Raw genomic sequence first — 20,125 nt, 5'->3', positions numbered from 1 at the left:
AAAGCAAAAGATCGCAGCCTGCGGCAGCTCCTACAGGGAAACCGCAAACTCCCTGTAGGAGCTGCCGCAGGCTGCGATCCTTTGATCTTTCAGCGGCGGTTAGCCCAACGCTGACGCAACCACTCCAGATCTTCCGGCCGGGTGACTTTGAGGTTGTCCGCCCGCCCTTCGATCAAACGCGGTGCCAGACCAGCCCATTCCATTGCCGAGGCTTCATCGGTAATCACCGCATCCGCCACCAGACTGTCAGCCAACGCCCGATGCAGCGCACCGAGACGGAACATCTGTGGTGTATAGGCTTGCCAGATCACGCTGCGATCCACTGTTTCGAGCACACGACCGTGCTTGTCGACCCGCTTCAGCGTATCGCGCGCCGGCACGGCCAACAGACCACCGACGGCATCGTCCGCCAGTTCAGCTAGCAATTTGTCGAGATCGTCACGGCTCAGATTCGGCCGCGCGGCATCGTGCACCAGCACCCAGTCTTCATCGTCGGCACCTTGCGCATGCAAATGCAGCAAGGCATTGAGCACCGACCCGGAACGCTCCGCACCACCCTCGACCCGCTGAATCCGCGGGTCGCTTGCGCAGGCCAGACTTGGCCAGTAAGGATCATCAACGGCAAGACTGACCACCAGCCCTTTGAGGCGTGGGTGATCAAGGAAACAGCCAAGGCTGTGTTCGAGAATTGTCCGTCCGCCCAGTTGCAGGTATTGCTTGGGACGGTCCGCAGCCATTCGGGCACCGACGCCCGCGGCAGGAATCACGGCCCAGAAGGCCGGCAGGGAATCGATCATTGCGCGAGCTGGTAAAGGGTTTCACCGTCCTTGACCATGCCCAGCTCATGGCGAGCCCGCTCTTCAACGGTCTCCATGCCTTTTTTCAACTCGCTGACTTCAGCATCCATCACCCGATTGCGCTCCAGCAGGCCTTCGTTCTCAGCGTGCTGATCAGCAATCTGCTGCTTCAGCTCGGCGACCTGCGCCAGACTGCCATTGCCCACCCACAGGCGGTACTGCAGACCGGCCAGCAGCAAGAGCAAAACGAGAAACAACCAGTAAGGACTGCGCATCGAATATCAGGTATCCAGTGAAAAAAGACAGCCACGCGAAAACTTTGAAACGTCTGATAGCACGAAGCCTGGAAGATCCAGGCTTGTGCATGTAAGGCATCAGATTAGTGGCAAATCCATCGCTGTCACGACTTTTCCGACACAATCCGGTGTCTTTTTACCATCTACAGCTTAACCGCGGAACTCGGCGCGACCGTTGTACTTGGCTTTGCCATTCAACTGCTCTTCGATACGCAGCAGTTGGTTGTACTTGGAAACGCGGTCGGAACGGCACAGCGAACCGGTCTTGATCTGGCCAGCCGAGGTGCCCACGGCCAGGTCGGCAATGGTCGAATCTTCGGTTTCGCCCGAACGGTGCGAGATCACGGCGGTGTAACCGGCGGCCTTGGCCATCTGGATGGCTTCCAGGGTTTCGGTCAGGGTGCCGATCTGGTTGAACTTGATCAGGATCGAGTTGGCGATCTTTTTATCGATGCCTTCTTTCAGGATCTTGGTGTTGGTCACGAACAGGTCGTCGCCGACCAGTTGGGTTTTCTCGCCGATCTTGTCGGTGAGGATCTTCCAGCCAGCCCAATCGGACTCGTCCAGACCGTCTTCGATCGAGATGATCGGATAACGTTCGGTCAGGCCTTTCAGATAATCGGCGAAACCTTCAGCGGTGAACACCTGGCCTTCGCCGGACAGGTTGTACTTGCCGTCTTCGAAGAACTCGCTGGCAGCGCAGTCCAGCGCCAGGGTCACGTCGGTGCCCAGCTTGTAACCGGCGTTGGCCACGGCTTCGGAGATCACTTTCAACGCGTCTTCGTTGGATGCCAGGTTCGGTGCGAAACCGCCTTCGTCGCCAACGGCGGTGCTCAGGCCACGGGCCTTCAGCACGGCTTTGAGGTGATGGAAAATCTCGGTGCCCATGCGCAGACCTTCCGAGAAGGTCTTGGCGCCAACCGGCTGCACCATGAATTCCTGGATGTCGACGTTGTTATCGGCATGCTCGCCACCGTTGATGATGTTCATCATCGGCACCGGCATCGAGTACACACCCGGGGTGCCGTTCAGGTTGGCGATGTGGGCGTACAGCGGCAGATCCTGGTCCTGTGCAGCCGCCTTGGCCGCAGCCAGGGACACGGCGAGGATGGCGTTGGCGCCCAGGGTTGCCTTGTTTTCGGTACCGTCGAGCTTGATCATCGCGTGGTCGAGGGCTTTCTGGTCGCTTGGGTCAGTGCCCAGCAGCAGATCGCGGATCGGACCGTTGATGTTGGCTACCGCCTTGAGCACACCTTTGCCCAGGTAACGGCTCTTGTCGCCATCACGCAGCTCGAGCGCTTCACGCGAGCCAGTGGATGCACCGGACGGCGCGCAGGCGCTGCCGATGATGCCGTTGTCGAGAAGCACGTCCGCTTCCACGGTGGGATTGCCACGGGAGTCGAGAACTTCACGACCTTTGATGTCGACGATTTTTGCCATTGTTGTAAACACTCCAAAGTTGACGAAAACGACGCAGCTAGAGGAAATCTTTTTACCGTCGGCAAGTGGTGTGCAGCGGGCAGCTTGCAGACGACAACGCACATGCCCGAGGGCATGTGCGACAAATCGTGCGGTACTTTACCGGAGAATTGAGGTTTACGCGGTTTCTACCGTCGGAAAACTCTTCACCAGTTCGTCCAGGGCTTTGAGCTGGGCCAGGAATGGCTCCAGTTTGTCCAGACGCAAGGCGCAAGGGCCGTCGCATTTGGCGTTGTCCGGATCCGGATGCGCTTCAAGGAACAGACCGGCCAGCGACTGGCTCATGCCTGCCTTGGCCAGATCGGTGACCTGGGCGCGGCGACCGCCGGCGGAGTCGGAACGACCGCCAGGCATTTGTAGCGAGTGGGTCACGTCGAAGAATACCGGGTATTCGAACTGCTTCATGATGCCGAAGCCGAGCATGTCGACCACGAGGTTGTTGTAGCCGAAGCTCGAACCGCGCTCGCAGAGGATCAATTGATCGTTACCCGCTTCCACGCACTTGTTCAGGATGTGTTTCATTTCCTGAGGCGCGAGGAACTGGGCTTTCTTGATGTTGATCACCGCGTTGGTCTTGGCCATCGCGACGACCAGATCGGTCTGGCGCGACAGGAAGGCCGGCAGCTGGATGATGTCGCAGACTTCAGCGACGACCGCGGCCTGATCAGGCTCGTGGACGTCGGTGATGATCGGCACGCCGAAGGCTTGCTTGATGTCCTGGAAGATGCGCATGCCTTCTTCCAGGCCAGGGCCGCGATACGAGGTCACAGAAGAGCGGTTGGCCTTGTCGAAGCTGGCCTTGAACACGTAAGGGATACCGAGTTTCTCGGTGACCTTCACGTACTCCTCGCAAACCTGCATGGCCATGTCGCGGCTTTCCAGCACGTTCATGCCGCCGAACAGCACCATGGGTTTGTCGTTGGCAATCTCGATGTCGCCGACGCGGATGATCTTCTGTGCCATCGGGTTACGCCTTCTTCTGGTGTTGAGCCAACGCTGCTTTTACGAAACCGCTGAACAGCGGGTGACCGTCACGAGGCGTCGAGGTGAACTCCGGGTGGAACTGGCAAGCGACGAACCATGGATGATCCGGTGCTTCAACCACTTCAACCAGCGCGGCGTCAGCGGAGCGACCGGAGATTTTCAGGCCGGCTTCGATGATTTGTGGCAGCAGGTTGTTGTTCACTTCGTAGCGGTGACGGTGACGTTCAACAATCACGTCCTTGCCATAGCAGTCGTGCACCTTGGAGCCGGCTTCGAGCAGGCATTCCTGAGCGCCGAGGCGCATGGTGCCGCCCAGATCGGACGCTTCGGTACGCACTTCAACCGCGCCGGTGGCATCTTCCCACTCGGTGATCAGACCCACGACCGGATGGCCGCTGGCACGATCAAACTCGGTGGAGTTGGCGTCTTTCCAGCCCAGCACGTTACGGGCGAACTCGATGACCGCCACTTGCATGCCCAGGCAGATGCCCAGGTATGGAACCTTGTTCTCACGAGCGTACTGAACGGCCGTGATCTTGCCTTCCACGCCGCGCAGACCGAAGCCGCCCGGAACGAGGATCGCGTCAACGCCTTCGAGCAGCGCAGTGCCCTGGTTCTCGATGTCTTCGGAATCGATGTAACGCAGGTTGACCTTGGTACGGTTGGTGATGCCGGCGTGACTCATCGCTTCGATCAGCGACTTGTAGGCGTCCAGCAGCTCCATGTACTTGCCGACCATCGCGATGGTCACTTCGTGCTCAGGATTGAGCTTGGCATCGACAACCTTTTCCCACTCGGACAGGTCGGCGCCATTGCATTGCAGGCCGAAACGCTCGACGACGAAATCGTCCAGACCCTGGGCGTGCAGCACGGCCGGGATCTTGTAGATGGTGTCGACGTCTTCCAGGGAGATCACCGCACGTTCTTCAACGTTGGTGAACAGCGCGATCTTGCGACGCGACGACACATCCACCGGATGGTCGGAGCGGCAGATCAGCACGTCTGGCTGCAGGCCGATCGAGCGCAGCTCTTTTACCGAGTGCTGGGTTGGCTTGGTCTTGGTTTCGCCAGCGGTGGCGATGTACGGAACCAGGGTCAGGTGCATCAGCATCGCGCGCTTGGAACCGACTTCCACACGCAGTTGACGGATGGCTTCGAGGAACGGTTGCGATTCGATGTCGCCCACGGTACCGCCGATTTCCACCAGGGCCACGTCGGCATCGCCGGCACCCTTGATGATGCGACGCTTGATTTCGTCGGTGATGTGCGGAATCACCTGGATGGTTGCACCCAGGTAGTCACCACGGCGCTCTTTGCGCAGCACGTGCTCGTAGACACGGCCGGTGGTGAAGTTGTTGTTCTGGGTCATGGTCGTGCGGATGAACCGCTCGTAATGGCCCAGGTCCAGGTCGGTCTCGGCGCCGTCGTGGGTGACGAACACTTCACCGTGCTGGAACGGGCTCATGGTGCCCGGGTCGACGTTGATGTACGGATCCAGCTTAAGCATGGTGACCTTAAGCCCCCGCGCCTCCAGGATGGCCGCCAATGAAGCCGAGGCAATGCCTTTCCCCAATGAAGAAACAACACCGCCCGTGACGAATATGTAGCGCGTCATGAAAAACCCTAGAAGTCTGCGTTAAAGCGGTACGAGCCGCCGGGGAAAGCGAAGGAAGGCCGAAGCCCCCGATCACCTGCATTAATCACAGTGCACCTTTCAAAAAAACCGCCGCGTTGGGACAGACCGGCAGATGAAACACCGGTACGTTGCTCGCTACACATTTTTTGGAATCGCCCAGCAAAGACTGCTTGGTAATCGGCAACTCCTGCAATTCAGGCGAATCCACAGAAGTTGTATCAAGAAGGGAGCGTAGTCTACCGGAATGCCCCTTTCATCTCAAACCTTGATCTTCGTCTGTTGGCTGCCAATGCAATTTCCAGCCGTCCGGCCCCTGCCCGTCAAGGCCCGGCAGGTTCGCCACGGCGAGCAATTCTGCGCCGCGAAACAGCAGCGGCAATCTGCCACGGACGAAGCCCGGCAGCGCGCGCTCATTGAGCAGGCGCTTGAGATCGCGGTGCCCGCGATCGGCCAGGTGCATGACTTCGCCGCCCTGTCGATAGCCAATCCGCAACGGCCCGATGGGAGTCTGCCCGCTGAACATGACACGCCCGTTATTCGCCAAGCGTAGCGGCGTCGACGGGTCACGCCAGTCAACGCTGGCCGCTGGCACACACAGCCAGTCGCCGCTCAACCACCATATCCGACCGGCGCTGCGATGGACCTCGCCATCGGCCAGACGCCAGACCGGGGATGCATCGCCGGTGGCGCCGCACAGGTTGTCCCAACCCGACCAATGGTCAGTGTCGGGCAGGCGGGTCAGCGGTTCGAGCCAGTGGCTGAGTGCGTTGCGCTGACGAGCGGCGGACAACTTTGTCAGCGGCGCCAGCTCCAGCGACGGCAGGGCCAGCCATGGAAATCCGCTCGGCGTGGCGGCGTGTGCCAGATCGAGCTGCGCCAGCTCATCGAGCAGGCCTTGCGCCTCACGCAGGTGCGCCGCGCTGCGCGCCATGCTCGCCTGCGTTTGCGGCCAGCGCGCGGTGAGCAGCGGCAGCACCTGATGACGCAGATAGTTGCGCGAGAACTGTCGATCCTGGTTTGACGGGTCTTCGATCCAGTGCAACTGATGCGCACGGGCGTACGCCTCAAGCTCGGCACGCGAGACATCGAGAAGAGGCCGCAACAGCGTGCCCTGCCCCAACGGCCGCTGCGCCGGCATCGCCGAAAGTCCGCGAACGCCAGCACCGCGCATCAGGCGAAACAGCAGGGTTTCGGCCTGATCATCACGGTGCTGCCCGGTCAGCAGCACGTCATCCGCTTCGGTCAGCGACATGAACGCCGCGTAACGCGCCTCCCGCGCCGCCCGCTCCAGGCTGGCGCCGGGTTGCACAGTCACCCGAACAATCTGCAAGGGAACCCCCAGCGCATCGCAGACCGACTGACAATGCGCCGGCCACGCATCGGCCGCAGCCTGGAGGCCGTGGTGGATATGGATGGCGCTGAGCGCAGGGAATGATTCGGTTTTTGCCAGATCGGCAAGCAGGTGCAGCAGGACGGTGGAGTCCAGACCACCGGAGAAGGCGATGCGCCACTGAGCGGCGTTGCACCAAGGCTCAAGGCTCGACATGAGCCGCGACGGCAAATCACTCTTCGAAGGATTCATAGAGAAGGTCGCTTCTTAAAAAACCTGTAGGAGCTGCCGCAGGCTGCGATCTTTTGATTTTGCTGTATCAAGATCAAAAGATCGCAGCCTGCGGCAGCTCCTACAGGGTTACTGCGCCGTCGACTTAGAGACCGTAGCTCATCAGACGATCGTAACGGCGCTTGAGCAGCGCTTCGTTGTCGAACTTCTTCAGCATCGCCAGTTGCGAGCTCAGTTCGGCACGGATCGAGGCAGCAGCAGCGGCCGGATCACGGTGGGCGCCGCCCAGTGGCTCGCCGATCACCTTGTCGACGATACCCAGACCTTTCAGGCGCTCGGCGGTGATGCCCATCGCCTCGGCAGCGTCCGGCGCTTTTTCGGCGGTTTTCCACAGGATCGAAGCACAACCTTCCGGCGAGATCACCGCGTAGGTCGAGTACTGCAGCATGTTCAACTGATCGCAGACACCGATCGCCAACGCACCGCCGGAACCACCTTCACCGATCACGGTGGCGATGATCGGGGTTTTCAGGCGCGCCATCACGCGCAGGTTCCAGGCGATGGCCTCGCTCTGGTTGCGCTCTTCGGCGTCAATACCCGGGTAGGCGCCCGGGGTGTCGATGAAGGTCAGGATCGGCATCTTGAAACGCTCGGCCATTTCCATCAGACGGCAAGCCTTGCGGTAACCTTCCGGACGCGGCATGCCAAAGTTACGGCGTACCTTCTCGCGCACTTCGCGCCCCTTCTGGTGACCGATGACCATCACTGGCTGGTCTTCCAGACGGGCCACGCCACCCACAATGGCGGCGTCGTCGGAGAAGTGACGATCACCGTGCAGTTCGTCGAACTCGGTAAAGATGTGCTCGATGTAATCGAGGGTGTACGGGCGTTTCGGGTGGCGCGCCAGGCGAGCGATCTGCCAGCTGGTCAGCTTGCCGAAGATGTCTTCGGTCAGCGTACGGCTCTTGTCCTGCAGGCGGGAGATCTCATCGCCGATATTCAGCGAATTGTCATTACCGACCAAGCGCAACTCTTCGATCTTGGCTTGCAGGTCGGCGATCGGCTGTTCGAAATCTAGAAAATTCGGGTTCATAGGCGTCCGTCTTGGGTCGTGTCCCAAGTGAGCTTGGGCCGGCCGGTTGTCTATTCGCGCCCTACCTTAAGGGAGAGGCGCGCTGAGGTCGAGATTAAAAATTCAGGTTGCGGGCAAGCGCAATGATGGCACTTACCGGTCAACGGTATTGGAGGAAGACGTTGTCTCGCCCGAACTGGTCACGCAGGGCTTGAATCAAGGCATCCGCCGGGTCGATTCGCCAGGTCTCGCCGAACTGCAGCAAGGTCTTCGCATCGGGACTGGTGTACTCCATGGTGATCGGGCACGCCCCGCGGTGACGCTTGAGCAGTTCACCCAACCAGCGTAGCTGATCGCCTTTCAAATCCTGAGTGTGCAGCTTCAGGCGCAGGCTTTCGGCCAGATTGGTCCGTGCATCCTCCATGCTCATCACCCGCTTGACCCGCAGGCGCAGGCCGCCGGAGAAGTCGTCGTTGCTGACTTCGCCTTCGACCACCACCATCGCGTCGGTCTGCAACAGCGACTGCGCAGAATGGAACGCATCGGCAAACAGCGAGGCCTCGATCCGTCCCGAGCGGTCATCAAGGGTAATGAAGCCCATCTTGTCGCCCTTTTTGTTCTTCATCACGCGCAGGGCAATGATCATCCCGGCCACGGTTTGCGTGTCGCGAGCCGGTTTCAGGTCGATGATGCGCTGACGGGCGAAGCGACGAATCTCGCCTTCATATTCGTCGATCGGGTGACCGGTCAGGTACAGACCCAGGGTGTCTTTCTCACCCTTGAGGCGTTCCTTGAGGGTCAGCTCCTTGGCCTTGCGGTGCGTTGCATAGACGTCGGCATCTTCCTCGACGAACAGCCCGCCGAACAGGTCGGCATGACCGCTATCGCGGGTGCGCGCGGTCTGCTCGGCCGACTTGATTGCCTCTTCCATCGCCGCCAGCAGCACGGCGCGGTTGCGGTCGATGTTGGCCTGATAAGCCTTTTGTTCATCGTGGAAGTACGGGCCGAGGCGATCCAGCGCGCCGCTGCGGATCAGACCGTCCAGCGTGCGTTTGTTGATGCGCTTGAGGTCAACCCGGGCGCAGAAGTCGAACAGATCCTTGAACGGACCGGCCTGACGGGCTTCGGTAATCGCTTCCACCGGGCCTTCACCGACGCCTTTGATCGCGCCCAGGCCGTATACGATGCGGCCTTCGTCGTTCACCGTGAACTTGAACTCCGACGTGTTCACGTCCGGCGCGTCGAGGCGCAGCTTCATCGTGCGCACTTCCTCGATCAAGGTCACGACCTTGTCGGTGTTGTGCATATCCGCCGAAAGCACCGCCGCCATGAACGGCGCCGGGTAATGGGCTTTCAGCCAAGCGGTCTGGTACGACACCAGGCCGTAAGCGGCGGAGTGGGACTTGTTGAAGCCGTAACCGGCGAATTTCTCTACCAGGTCAAAAATGTTACCGGCAAGATCCGCATCGATATTGTTCGACGCACAACCTTCAATGAAACCGCCGCGCTGCTTGGCCATTTCCTCGGGTTTCTTCTTACCCATCGCCCGACGCAGCATGTCCGCACCACCGAGGGTGTAACCGGCCATGACCTGGGCGATCTGCATCACCTGTTCCTGATACAGGATGATGCCGTACGTCGGCGCCAGCACCGGTTGCAGGCCTTCATACTGGTAATCCGGGTGCGGATAAGCCAATTCGGCGCGACCGTGCTTACGGTTGATGAAGTCATCCACCATGCCCGATTGCAGTGGGCCCGGACGGAACAGGGCTACCAGTGCGATCAAGTCTTCGAGGCAGTCAGGCTTGAGCTTTTTGATCAGCTCTTTCATGCCCCGGGATTCGAGCTGGAACACCGCGGTGGTTTCAGCTTTTTGCAGCAGCTGATAGGTCGGTTTGTCATCCAGCGGGATGAACGCGATGTCCAGCGGCGGCTCGTTGACCTTGGCGCGGTCGCGGTTGATGGTTTTCAGCGCCCAGTCGATGATTGTCAGGGTCCGCAAGCCGAGGAAGTCGAACTTCACCAGACCGGCCGCCTCGACGTCGTCCTTGTCGAACTGGGTCACCAGGCCATCGCCGGCCTCGTCGCAATAGATCGGCGAGAAATCGGTCAGCTTGGTCGGGGCGATTACCACACCACCGGCGTGTTTACCGACGTTACGCACCACGCCCTCGAGCTTGCGCGCCATCTCCCAGATTTCCGCCGCTTCCTCATCGACCTTGATGAAGTCGCGCAGGATCTCTTCCTGCTCGTAGGCTTTTTCCAGGGTCATGCCGACTTCGAACGGAATCATCTTCGACAGACGATCCGCCAGGCCGAATGACTTGCCCTGGGCTCGCGCCACGTCGCGCACCACCGCCTTGGCGGCCATGGAACCGAAGGTGATGATCTGGCTTACCGCGTTGCGGCCATATTTTTCGGCCACGTAATCAATGACCCGGTCGCGACCGTCCATGCAGAAGTCGACGTCGAAGTCGGGCATCGAGACCCGTTCCGGGTTGAGGAAACGTTCGAACAGCAGGTCGTATTCCAGCGGGTCGAGGTCGGTGATCTTCTGCACATAGGCCACCAGCGATCCGGCACCCGACCCACGGCCCGGGCCTACCGGCACGCCGTTGTTCTTGGCCCACTGGATAAAGTCCATCACGATCAGGAAATAACCGGGGAAGCCCATCTGGATGATGATATCCAGCTCGAAATTCAGCCGGTCGACGTAGACCTGACGCTTGGCCTCATAGTCTTCGGTGGTGTCCTTGGGCAGCAATACGCTGAGGCGGTCTTCCAGACCATCGAACGACACCTTGCGGAAGTATTCATCGATGGTCATGCCATCAGGAATCGGGTAGTCAGGCAGGAAGTGCTTGCCCAGCTTCACGTCGATGTTGCAACGCTTGGCAATCTCGACGGTGTTTTCGATCGCGTCGGGAATGTCACTGAACAGCTCGGCCATTTCCTCGGCGCTTTTCAGGTACTGCTGATCACTGTAATTCTTCGAGCGCCGCGGATCGTCGAGGGCGCGGCCCTCACCGATGCACACGCGGGTTTCGTGGGCAGCAAAGTCTTCCTGTTTGATGAAGCGCACATCGTTGGTCGCCACCAGCGGCGCGCCGAGCTTGTCGGCCAGGGCCACGGCACCGTGCAATTGCTCTTCGTCGTTGGGGCGATTGGTGCGCTGGATTTCCAGATAGAAACGATCAGGGAACACCGCCATCCACTCGCGCGCCAACGTCTCGGCTTCGGCCGGGTTACCGCCAATCATGGCCATGCCGATTTCGCCTTCCTTCGCGGCGGACAGCATGATCAGACCTTCGTTGGCCTCGGCGACCCATTCGCGCTCGATGATGATCATGCCGTTGCGCTGGCCTTCGATGAAGCCGCGCGAGATCAGCTCGGTGAGATTGCGATAGCCCTTGGCGTTCATTACCAACAGGCTGATCCGGCTCAATGGCCCGTCCGGATCCTTGTTCGACAGCCACAGGTCGGCGCCGCAGATCGGCTTGATGCCGGCGCCCATGGCGTTTTTATAGAATTTGACCAGGGAACACATGTTGTTCTGATCGGTGACCGCCACGGCCGGCATGTTCATGCCGGTCAGCGCCTTGACCAGTGGCTTGATCCGCACCAGCCCGTCGACCAGGGAGTATTCAGTGTGCAGGCGTAGATGAACGAATGAAGCCGGCATAGTGATCCTGTCCAGTTACATAGAGACAACAAGGCCCGGATTGTACCGGGCCTCGAACAAAACATCAGCCTTGCGACTAAACCTGTGTCAGGCCTTCGCGCGCCTCGTAAGCCTGTCGCACCGGGGCGAACGAGCGCCGGTGAATCGGTGTCGGGCCCAGCCGTGCCAACGCTTCCAGATGAACGGGCGTCGGATAGCCTTTATGGCCGCCGATGCCGTACCCCGGGTAGATCAATTCGAATGCCGCCATTTCCCGGTCGCGGCTGACCTTGGCCAGAATCGACGCGGCAGCGATGGCTGGCACCTTGCCATCGCCCTGCACCACCGCTTCGGCGCGCATCGGCAGTTTCGGGCAGCGGTTACCATCGATCATCGCCAGTTTCGGCTGCACATGCAGCCCGGCCACCGCGCGCTGCATGGCGAGCATGGTAGCGTGCAGGATGTTCAGCTCGTCGATTTCCTCGACTTCGGCGCGGGCGATGCACCAGCTCAGGGATTTTTCGATGATCTCGTCGTAAAGCTTCTCGCGCCGGGCTTCGGTGAGCTTCTTCGAGTCGTTGAGACCAAGGATCGGCCGGTTCGGATCGAGGATCACCGCCGCCGTCACCACCGCGCCGCACAACGGGCCACGACCGACTTCGTCGACACCGGCCACCAGTTCTTCGACTTCGGCGACCAATGTGAAATCCAGGCCCATTTGCATCGTCTTGCTCATTGTTTCTGACCGATCAGGTTGAGGACGGCATCCGCCGCCTGATTGGAAGCGTCCCGCCGCAACGTGCGGTGAATCTCGTCGAAGCCACGGGTCTGCTCTTCGCCGCCGTCGATCAACGGCGACAGGGTCTGCGCCAACGCCTCGACCGTCGCATCATCCTGCAACAACTCTGGCACCAACAGACGCTGGGCCAACAGGTTGGGCAAGGACACGTACGGGCTCTTGACCATGCGTTTGAGGATCCAGAACGTCAGCGGTGCCAGGCGATACGCAACGACCATCGGCCGCTTGTACAGCAACGCTTCAAGCGTCGCCGTGCCGGAGGCGATCAGCACCGCGTTGCACGCCGCGAGCGCCAGATGGGATTTGCCATCGAGCAGGGTCACCGGCAAGTCTCGGCCCACCAGCAACGCTTCGAGTTGCGCGCGACGCTCGGCATTGGCGCACGGGATGACGAAGCGCAGCCCCGGGCGCATGGCCCGCAGACGCTCGGCCGTATCAAGGAACAGCGCCCCGAGACGGCCGACTTCACCACCGCGACTGCCGGGCATCAACGCCACCAGCGGACCGTCGGGCAAACCGAGTTCGGCACGCGCTGCGGCGCGGTCGGCCTGCAGCGGAATGGTATCGGCCAGCGTATGACCGACGAAACGCACCGGCACGCCTTTCTCTTCGTAGAATTTTGCTTCAAATGGCAACAGGGTGAGCATCAGATCGCAGCCTTCGCGAATCTTCAGCACACGCTTCTGACGCCATGCCCACACCGACGGGCTGACGTAGTGCACGGTCTTGATCCCGGCCTGACGCAGCTTGAGTTCGATATTGAGGTTGAAATCCGGGGCATCGATGCCGATGAACACGTCCGGTTTCTCGGCGATCAGCGTAGCGATCAGGTCCTTGCGCCGCTTGAGCAACTCGCGCAGCCGCCCGAGCACCTCCACGAGCCCCATGACCGACAGGCGCTCCATGGGGAAATACGACGTCAGGCCTTCGGCCTGCATCAACGGACCGCCGACACCGATGAACTCGACTGCCGAATGCTGCGCCTTGAGGGCGCGCATCAGACCGGCGCCCAAAATATCCCCGGAAGCTTCGCCCGCCACCAGCGCAATACGCAGATTGGCCATGATCAGCGGGTGATGCCGCGAGTCGAGGACTGGATCGAATCACGGAACAGCGCGACTTCCGGGAATTGCGCAGCAGGTTCGACCAGTTCGGCCAGCGCTTGCTCCACGGTCAGCCCCTGGCGATACACCGTTTTATAGGCGCGGCGCAGCGCATGAATCGCGTCTTCACTGAAACCGCGGCGGCGCATGCCTTCGAAATTCATGCTGCGCGCTTCGGCGGGGTTGCCGAATACGGTGACGAACGCCGGAACGTCCTTGCCGATGGCGGTGCCCATGCCGGAAAAGCTGTGCGCGCCAATATGGCAATACTGATGAACCAGGGTGAACCCGGACAGGATCGCCCAGTCGTCAACGTGCACATGCCCGGCCAACGCGGTGTTGTTGACCAGAATGCAGTGGTTGCCGATGACGCTGTCATGCCCGATGTGGGCGTAGGCCATGATCAGGTTGTGATCGCCCAGCGTGGTTTCCGAACGGTCCTGCACGGTGCCACGGTGAATGGTCACGCCTTCGCGGATGACGTTGTGGTCACCGATCACCAGACGGGTTTCTTCACCTTTGTACTTCAGATCGGGCGTGTCTTCGCCTACCGAGGAAAACTGGTAGATGCGGTTGTGCTTGCCGATGCGGGTCGGGCCTTTGAGGACCACGTGCGGCCCGATCACAGTACCCTCGCCGATTTCCACACCTGCGCCGATGATCGACCACGGGCCGACCTCGACGCCGTCAGCCAGAACGGCCGACGGATCGATGATTGCACGAGGGTCAATCAAACTCATAGCTTGCGTTCCGCACAGATGATTTCCGCCGAGCAGACCGGCTTGCCGTCGACCGAGGCCTGGCATTCGAATTTCCAGATCTGACGCTTGCAGCTGATGAACTTGGCTTCAAGGATCAACTGGTCGCCCGGCAGCACTGGCTGGCGGAAACGCAGTTTGTCGGAACCGACGAAGTAGTACAGGGTGCCGTCGGCCGGCTTTACGTCAAGCATTTTGAAACCGAGGATCCCGGCAGCCTGGGCCATCGCTTCGATGATCAGTACGCCCGGCATGATCGGGTGCGCCGGGAAGTGGCCGTTGAAGAATGGCTCATTGATGCTGACATTCTTGTAGGCGCGAATGCGCTTGCCTTCAGTGTCCAGTTCCACCACCCGGTCCACCAGCAGGAACGGGTAACGGTGAGGCAGGTATTCGCGAATCTCGTTGATGTCCATCATTTCGGGGGGAAGCCTATGTAAAGATTGGGAGCGCGACTGACGCGCACTCCTCTAGCAAATCAAGGAGGCAGTCTAGAGGCTGTGCACACTTGATATGGAAATGGTATCAGCCATCAGATGAAGCATTGCTGCCGGGGGTCACTTCCCCGACGCGCTTTTCCAGCTGCTTCAAACGTCGCGCGAGGTCATCGAGCTGACGGATGCGGGCCGCGCTTTTGCGCCATTCGGCCGCCGGTTGCATGGCTGTGCCGGACGAATAGGCACCCGGCTCGGTAATCGAGTGGGTCACCATGGTCATCCCGGTCAGGAAAACGTTGTCGCAAATATCGATGTGCCCAACCAGGCCGACACCACCGGCGAGCATGCAATGCTTGCCGATTTTGGTGCTGCCGGAGATACCGACACACGCCGCCATGGCGGTGTGATCACCGACCTGGACGTTGTGCGCGATCTGGATCTGGTTGTCGAGCTTCACGCCGTTGCCGATCACGGTGTCCGCCAACGCGCCACGGTCGATGGCGGTGTTCACGCCGATCTCGACATCGTCGCCGATGGTCACGCCACCGATCTGGGCGATCTTCTGCCAGATACCTTTCTCGTTGGCAAAACCGAAACCTTCGCCACCAAGCACGGCACCGGACTGGATCACTACGCGCTTGCCGATGCGCACGTCGTGGTACAGCGTCACCCGCGGAGCGAGCCAGCCGCCCTCACCGATTTCACTGCGGGCACCGATGACGCAATGGGCACCCAACGTGACCTGCGCACCGATGCGGGCACCCGCCTCGATCACCACGAACGGGCCAATGCTGGCGCTTGGATCAACCACCGCATCCGGCGCAATCACCGCTGTGGGATGAACACCCGCAGCGGCTTTCGGCTTCGGATCGAACAGATGCGAGATGCGTGCATAAGCCAGGTAAGGATCCGGCACCACCAGCGCGTTGCCGGTAAAACCGTCGGCATCGGCCTCCTTGAGCAATAGCGCAGCCGCCTGGGAACTTGCCAGGTATTTGCGATATTGAGGATTTGCCAGAAAGCTCAACTGAGCTGGGCCAGCCTCCTGCAAGGTGGCTAGCCCAGTAATTTGCGTCTCGGGGTCGCCACGCAGGGTGGCGCCGAGGAACTCGGCCAACTGGCCGAGCTTGATAGTCACGGTCATGGGTTACTTCAGCTGATTCATGCGCTCGATAACCTGGCGCGTGATGTCGTACTGAGGTTTGACATCGATCACTGCGCCACGCTCGAACACCAGGTCAAAACCACCTTTCTTGATGACTTCTTCCACTGCGCTATCCAGTTTCGGCTTCAGTTGCTTGAGCATTTCGCGGTCGGCAACTGCCTTGGCTTCGTTCAGTTCCTTGGACTGGAACTGGAAGTCACGGGCCTTTTGCTTGAACTCAAGCTCCAGACGCTCACGCTCGCCCTGCTGCATCTTGTCGCCACCGGCCATCAGACGGTCCTGAATACCCTTGGCGCTGCTTTCCAGCGTCTTGAGCTTGGTCAGTTGCGGACCGAACTTCTTCTCGGCATCCACCGCGTATTTCTTGGCCGCATCGGATTCCAGCAATGCCATCTGATAGTTCAGAACGGCGATTTTCATGTCGGCGAACGCCGGGCCTGCCACCAGTACGGAGGCCAGGAGAACCAATTGAGTCAACTTACGCACGATGCACTCCTACAAAATCCATTGTCGTTATCTTGGGTCAGACGCTTAGAACGTCTGGCCGAGGGAGAATTGGAACACTTGAGTTTCAGCGTTATCCGGTTTCTTGATCGGTGTAGCCAACGCGAAGCTCAAAGGTCCCAGTGCGGTTACCCAGGTCACGCCAACACCGACGGAACTGGCCATGTTGCTCAGACTGATGTCGTTGCACTGTGTGTTGGCTTTTGTACCGTCAGCATTGGTGGTCGACTTGCAAGTCGAGTCGAACACGTTACCGACGTCCCAGAATACCGAGGTACGCAGGGATCGCTGATCTTTCACGAACGGCAGCGGGAACAGAACCTCTACACCACCCTGGATCAATACGTTGCCACCGAACGGCAGCGGATCCTGATCCGGGTCGGCAATGGTACCGGCGTTACCGGTGACCGCCTGACCACGACTCGGGGTACTGCGAGGACCCAGCGTACTGTCCTTGAAGCCACGTACCGAGTTGAAACCACCAGCATAGTAGTTTTCATAGAACGGCAAGCCGTCGGTCGAACCATAACCGTCGCCATAACCCAGTTCGGTGTGCAGACGCAGGGTGTAGTTTTCGGTGATCGGCTGGAACAACTGACCACGGTAGTCGAGTTTGTAGAACGACAGGTCGCTGCCCGGAATCGTGGTTTCCAGGGTCAGGCTCTGGGAACGACCACGGGTCGGCAGTACGCCCTTGTTCAGGGTCGACTCGGACCAGCCGGCCGAAGCCTTGAAGTTCAGATAGTTGTCGCCTTCCTTGTTAACGAAGTCGAAGATTTCGTCAACGGTGTACTGACCGGTCTTGATCTTGTCCTGCTGAGCGGACAGACCGAAGGTCAGACGCGACGTCTCGCTGATCGGGTAGCCAACGTTGACGCCGGCACCCAGGCTATCTACCGCATAGCTCGCTACGTCGACGTCGAGGTCTTTGTAGTCAGTGGTGCGATAGAACGCGTTGTAACCCAGGCTCACGCCATCGGCGGTCCAGTAGGGGTCAACGTAGCCGAAGTTGTAACGGCTCTGATATTCACTGCGGGTCAGGCCCACGCTCACACGGTTACCGGTACCCAGGAAGTTGTTCTGAGTGATCGAGCCACCGAGGATCAGACCGGCGCTCTGGGCGAAACCGACGCTGGCGGTGATCGAACCGGAAGCTTGTTCTTCAACGGCATAGTTCACGTCAACCTGGTCGTCGACACCCGGAACAGCCGGAGTCTCAACGTTCACTTCCTTGAAGAAGCCCAGACGTTCAAGACGGGTCTTGGACTGGTCGATCAGGTAGGTCGAAGCCCAGCCGCCTTCCATCTGACGCATTTCGCGACGCAGCACTTCGTCTTCGGACTTGGTGTTGCCACGGAAATTGATACGGTTGACGTAGGCACGCTTGCCCGGGTCGACGGCGAACAGGATGTCCACGGTGTGATCGTCGTCATGCGGCTGAGGAACGCCGTTCACGTTGGCGAAGGTGTAACCCTCGTTACCCAGGCGACGAGTGACCAGTTCGGAAGTGGTGGTCATCAGCTTGCGCGAGAACACCTGGCCTTTCTGCACCAGCAACAGCGACTTGACCTGGTCTTCAGGGACTTTCAGGTCACCGCTGAGCTTGACGTCACGTACGGTGTACTTCTCGCCCTCGGTGATGTTGACGGTGATGTAGACGTGTTTCTTGTCCGGGGTGATGGACACCTGGGTCGAAGCGATATCCATGTTGATGTAACCACGGTCCAGGTAGTAGGAACGCAGACGCTCCAGGTCACCGGACAGCTTTTCACGGGCGTACTTGTCATCGTTCTTGAAGAACGACAGCCAGTTGGTGGTTTTCAGCTCGAACAGGTCGATCAGGTCGTCATCAGGGAAGACCGTGTTACCCACCACGTTGATGTGCTGGATCGCGGCCACGGTGCCTTCGTTGATCTTCACTTTCAGCGCCACGCGGTTACGCGGCTGCGAGACCACCTCGGTATCGACGGTCGCCGAGTAACGGCCCTGGGCAACGTACTGACGCTGCAGCTCGTTACGGACACCTTCGAGGGTGGCGCGCTGGAAGATTTCACCTTCGGACAGACCGGACTGCTTCAGGCCTTTCATCAGGTCTTCGGTAGAGATCGCCTTGTTACCTTCGATCTCGATACTGGCGACCGACGGACGTTCGACGACCGTGATCACCAGAACGTTGCCTTCGCGGCCCAGCTGGATATCTTGAAAGAAACCGGTTTTGAACAACGCACGAGTGGATTCCACCAGGCGACGATCATCCGCCTGCTCGCCGACGTTCAACGGCAAGGCACCAAAGACGCTACCCGCGGAGACCCGCTGGAGGCCGTTGACGCGAATATCAGAGATAGTGAAGGACTCGGCGTGAACTTCGGCGATCATCAATACGGTGAGAACCGCAGTTAGCAGCAGACGTTTCATGAAGTCCTTTCTTATTCCAACTGGCAATAAACAAACTGCCGCAAAATGCGGCAGATTCGCAATTCAGCGAAGCTTTACAGTCGACCCAGATCATTGACCAGAGCAAGCAACATCACTCCGACCACCAAACTGATACCGATCTGCACCCCCCAACCTTGCACCCGATCCGACAAGGGGCGACCACGCACCCACTCAATCAGATAAAACAACAAATGCCCCCCATCCAGTACAGGAATGGGCAGCAAATTCAGAACCCCCAGGCTAATACTCAGATAAGCAAGGAAATTCAGGAAATCAGCAACGCCCGACTGGGCAGAAGCGCCCGCCACTTTAGCAATGGTTATCGGCCCACTCAAGTTTTTTACCGAGAGCTCGCCAAACAGCATTTTCTTCAACGAGTCCAGCGTCAGCACGCTCATGGTCCAGGTACGACGGGCACCCTCGCCAATCGCGGCCAACGGACCATAACTGACCTCGCGAATCATTTCCGGCGGCCAGTCCACGGCTTTTACGCCCGCCCCGAGATAACCGCTTGGCGACTTGCTTTCGCCGCGCGCCGCCAGGGTCACCGGGACGTCGATTTGAGCACCATCACGCTCGACTTTCAGCATGATTTTGGTATCAGGACGCGTACGAACGCTGTCGACCACTTGCTGCCAGTCATTCAGCGCCAGGCCGTCGAGCGCCAGCAGGCGATCACCGGTTTTCAGACCGGCGGCTTGTGCCGGGCCTTTTGGATCGAGTTCAGCCAGTACTGGCGGCAAAGCCGGGCGCCATGGGCGAATACCCAGCGAGCGAATGGGATCGGGCTCGTCAGCGCCTTTGAGCCAATGGTCCAGCGCCAGCTCACGCGGCGCGTCGACGGTCGAACCCTGCTCGCGCACGAGCAATTGCAGGGAACCACTTTCCCCCAGACGACGCACCAGTTGCAAATTGACGGCAGCCCAACCGGAGGTAGGCTCACCATCGATGGCGACGATCTCCTGGCCCGCGCTCAAACCGGCCCTGGCCGCAATGCTGCCGGACTCGACGGCACCGATCACCGGACGGATCTGCTCGCTGCCGAGCATGGCCAGCACCCAGAAAAACACCAGGGCCAGCAGGAAGTTGGCAATCGGCCCCGCCGCGACAATGGCGATGCGCTGGCGCACCGATTTACGATTGAAGGATTGATGAAGCTGATCGGCCGGGACTTCGCCTTCACGCTCATCGAGCATCTTGACGTAGCCGCCCAGCGGAATCGCGGCGACGACAAATTCAGTGCCCTGCTTGTCGTGCCAGCGCAACAGGGGCATGCCGAAGCCGACGGAAAAACGCAGAACCTTGACGCCACAGCGACGCGCGACCCAGAAGTGGCCGAATTCGTGAAAGGTGACCAGCACACCCAAAGCGATCAGGGTGCCGGCAATCATATAGAGCGCGCTCATCTACTTTCTCCGCAATCCTGTTCAGTGCCGC

General features: G+C 59.8%; 16 protein-coding genes. All 16 read right to left on the bottom strand.

What is annotated here, in order from left to right; all coding sequences use genetic code 11:
- Nucleotides 1-89 precede the first annotated feature (89 nt).
- The 16 genes from ispD to rseP all read right to left on the bottom strand — a co-directional run bounded on the left by ispD (nucleotide 90) and on the right by rseP (nucleotide 20,094).
- The gene (ispD, locus tag HXW87_RS09610; RefSeq protein WP_239778817.1) at nucleotides 90-797 is read right to left on the bottom strand and encodes a 2-C-methyl-D-erythritol 4-phosphate cytidylyltransferase; all 708 of its coding nucleotides are present in this window, start codon (nucleotides 795-797) and stop codon (nucleotides 90-92) included.
- Nucleotides 794-1,072, bottom strand: a complete 279-nt coding sequence (gene ftsB / locus HXW87_RS09605; protein ID WP_007964293.1) for a cell division protein FtsB — start codon at nucleotides 1,070-1,072, stop codon at nucleotides 794-796. Before ftsB ends, ispD begins: the two co-directional genes overlap by 4 nt.
- 171 nt (nucleotides 1,073-1,243) lie before the next feature.
- Entirely contained in the window at nucleotides 1,244-2,533 is a 1,290-nt protein-coding gene (gene eno, locus HXW87_RS09600; RefSeq protein WP_041072316.1) for a phosphopyruvate hydratase, read from the bottom strand.
- A 156-nt stretch (nucleotides 2,534-2,689) separates the two neighbouring features.
- A complete protein-coding gene (gene kdsA / locus HXW87_RS09595) occupies nucleotides 2,690-3,535 on the bottom strand; it encodes a 3-deoxy-8-phosphooctulonate synthase (RefSeq protein ID WP_007954807.1) in 846 nt (281 codons plus the stop codon).
- 4 nt (nucleotides 3,536-3,539) lie between these two features.
- The gene (locus HXW87_RS09590; RefSeq protein ID WP_003222153.1) at nucleotides 3,540-5,171 is read right to left on the bottom strand and encodes a CTP synthase; all 1,632 of its coding nucleotides are present in this window, start codon (nucleotides 5,169-5,171) and stop codon (nucleotides 3,540-3,542) included.
- A gap of 274 nt (nucleotides 5,172-5,445) precedes the next feature.
- Nucleotides 5,446-6,774 (bottom strand): tRNA lysidine(34) synthetase TilS, encoded by a 1,329-nt coding sequence (gene tilS / locus HXW87_RS09585; RefSeq protein WP_239778816.1) that lies wholly within the window; start codon nucleotides 6,772-6,774, stop codon nucleotides 5,446-5,448.
- Between the two features lie 124 nt (nucleotides 6,775-6,898).
- Complete coding sequence (locus HXW87_RS09580) at nucleotides 6,899-7,846, bottom strand: acetyl-CoA carboxylase carboxyltransferase subunit alpha (protein WP_041072320.1); 948 nt, start codon at nucleotides 7,844-7,846, stop codon at nucleotides 6,899-6,901.
- Nucleotides 7,847-7,985: 139 nt separating this feature from the next.
- Complete coding sequence (dnaE, locus tag HXW87_RS09575) at nucleotides 7,986-11,507, bottom strand: DNA polymerase III subunit alpha (RefSeq protein WP_095667391.1); 3,522 nt, start codon at nucleotides 11,505-11,507, stop codon at nucleotides 7,986-7,988.
- A 76-nt stretch (nucleotides 11,508-11,583) separates the two neighbouring features.
- Entirely contained in the window at nucleotides 11,584-12,210 is a 627-nt protein-coding gene (rnhB, locus tag HXW87_RS09570) for a ribonuclease HII (RefSeq protein WP_041072324.1), read from the bottom strand.
- 8 nt (nucleotides 12,211-12,218) lie between these two features.
- Nucleotides 12,219-13,349, bottom strand: a complete 1,131-nt coding sequence (gene lpxB, locus HXW87_RS09565) for a lipid-A-disaccharide synthase (RefSeq protein ID WP_239778815.1) — start codon at nucleotides 13,347-13,349, stop codon at nucleotides 12,219-12,221.
- A 2-nt stretch (nucleotides 13,350-13,351) separates the two neighbouring features.
- Nucleotides 13,352-14,128, bottom strand: coding sequence for an acyl-ACP--UDP-N-acetylglucosamine O-acyltransferase (gene lpxA / locus HXW87_RS09560; RefSeq protein ID WP_239778814.1), 777 nt, complete (start codon nucleotides 14,126-14,128; stop codon nucleotides 13,352-13,354).
- Entirely contained in the window at nucleotides 14,125-14,565 is a 441-nt protein-coding gene (gene fabZ, locus HXW87_RS09555; protein ID WP_003222142.1) for a 3-hydroxyacyl-ACP dehydratase FabZ, read from the bottom strand. Before fabZ ends, lpxA begins: the two co-directional genes overlap by 4 nt.
- Nucleotides 14,566-14,671: 106 nt before the next feature.
- Nucleotides 14,672-15,727 (bottom strand): UDP-3-O-(3-hydroxymyristoyl)glucosamine N-acyltransferase, encoded by a 1,056-nt coding sequence (gene lpxD / locus HXW87_RS09550; RefSeq protein WP_047291880.1) that lies wholly within the window; start codon nucleotides 15,725-15,727, stop codon nucleotides 14,672-14,674.
- A 3-nt stretch (nucleotides 15,728-15,730) separates the two neighbouring features.
- Nucleotides 15,731-16,234 carry an OmpH family outer membrane protein gene (locus tag HXW87_RS09545; protein WP_003222140.1) on the bottom strand — a complete coding sequence of 168 codons (504 nt, stop codon included), beginning with the start codon at nucleotides 16,232-16,234 and terminating at the stop codon, nucleotides 15,731-15,733.
- A 45-nt stretch (nucleotides 16,235-16,279) separates the two neighbouring features.
- Nucleotides 16,280-18,667 carry an outer membrane protein assembly factor BamA gene (gene bamA, locus HXW87_RS09540; protein WP_239778813.1) on the bottom strand — a complete coding sequence of 796 codons (2,388 nt, stop codon included), beginning with the start codon at nucleotides 18,665-18,667 and terminating at the stop codon, nucleotides 16,280-16,282.
- A 74-nt stretch (nucleotides 18,668-18,741) separates the two neighbouring features.
- Entirely contained in the window at nucleotides 18,742-20,094 is a 1,353-nt protein-coding gene (gene rseP / locus HXW87_RS09535) for a sigma E protease regulator RseP (RefSeq protein WP_047291874.1), read from the bottom strand.
- Nucleotides 20,095-20,125 lie beyond the last annotated feature (31 nt).

It is taken from the genome of Pseudomonas sp. Y5-11, from assembly GCF_022368695.1.
GTDB lineage: Bacteria > Pseudomonadota > Gammaproteobacteria > Pseudomonadales > Pseudomonadaceae > Aquipseudomonas > Aquipseudomonas parakoreensis.
Note: the sequence above shows the minus strand (reverse complement) of the source record. Positions and strands in the feature narration are given on the sequence as shown.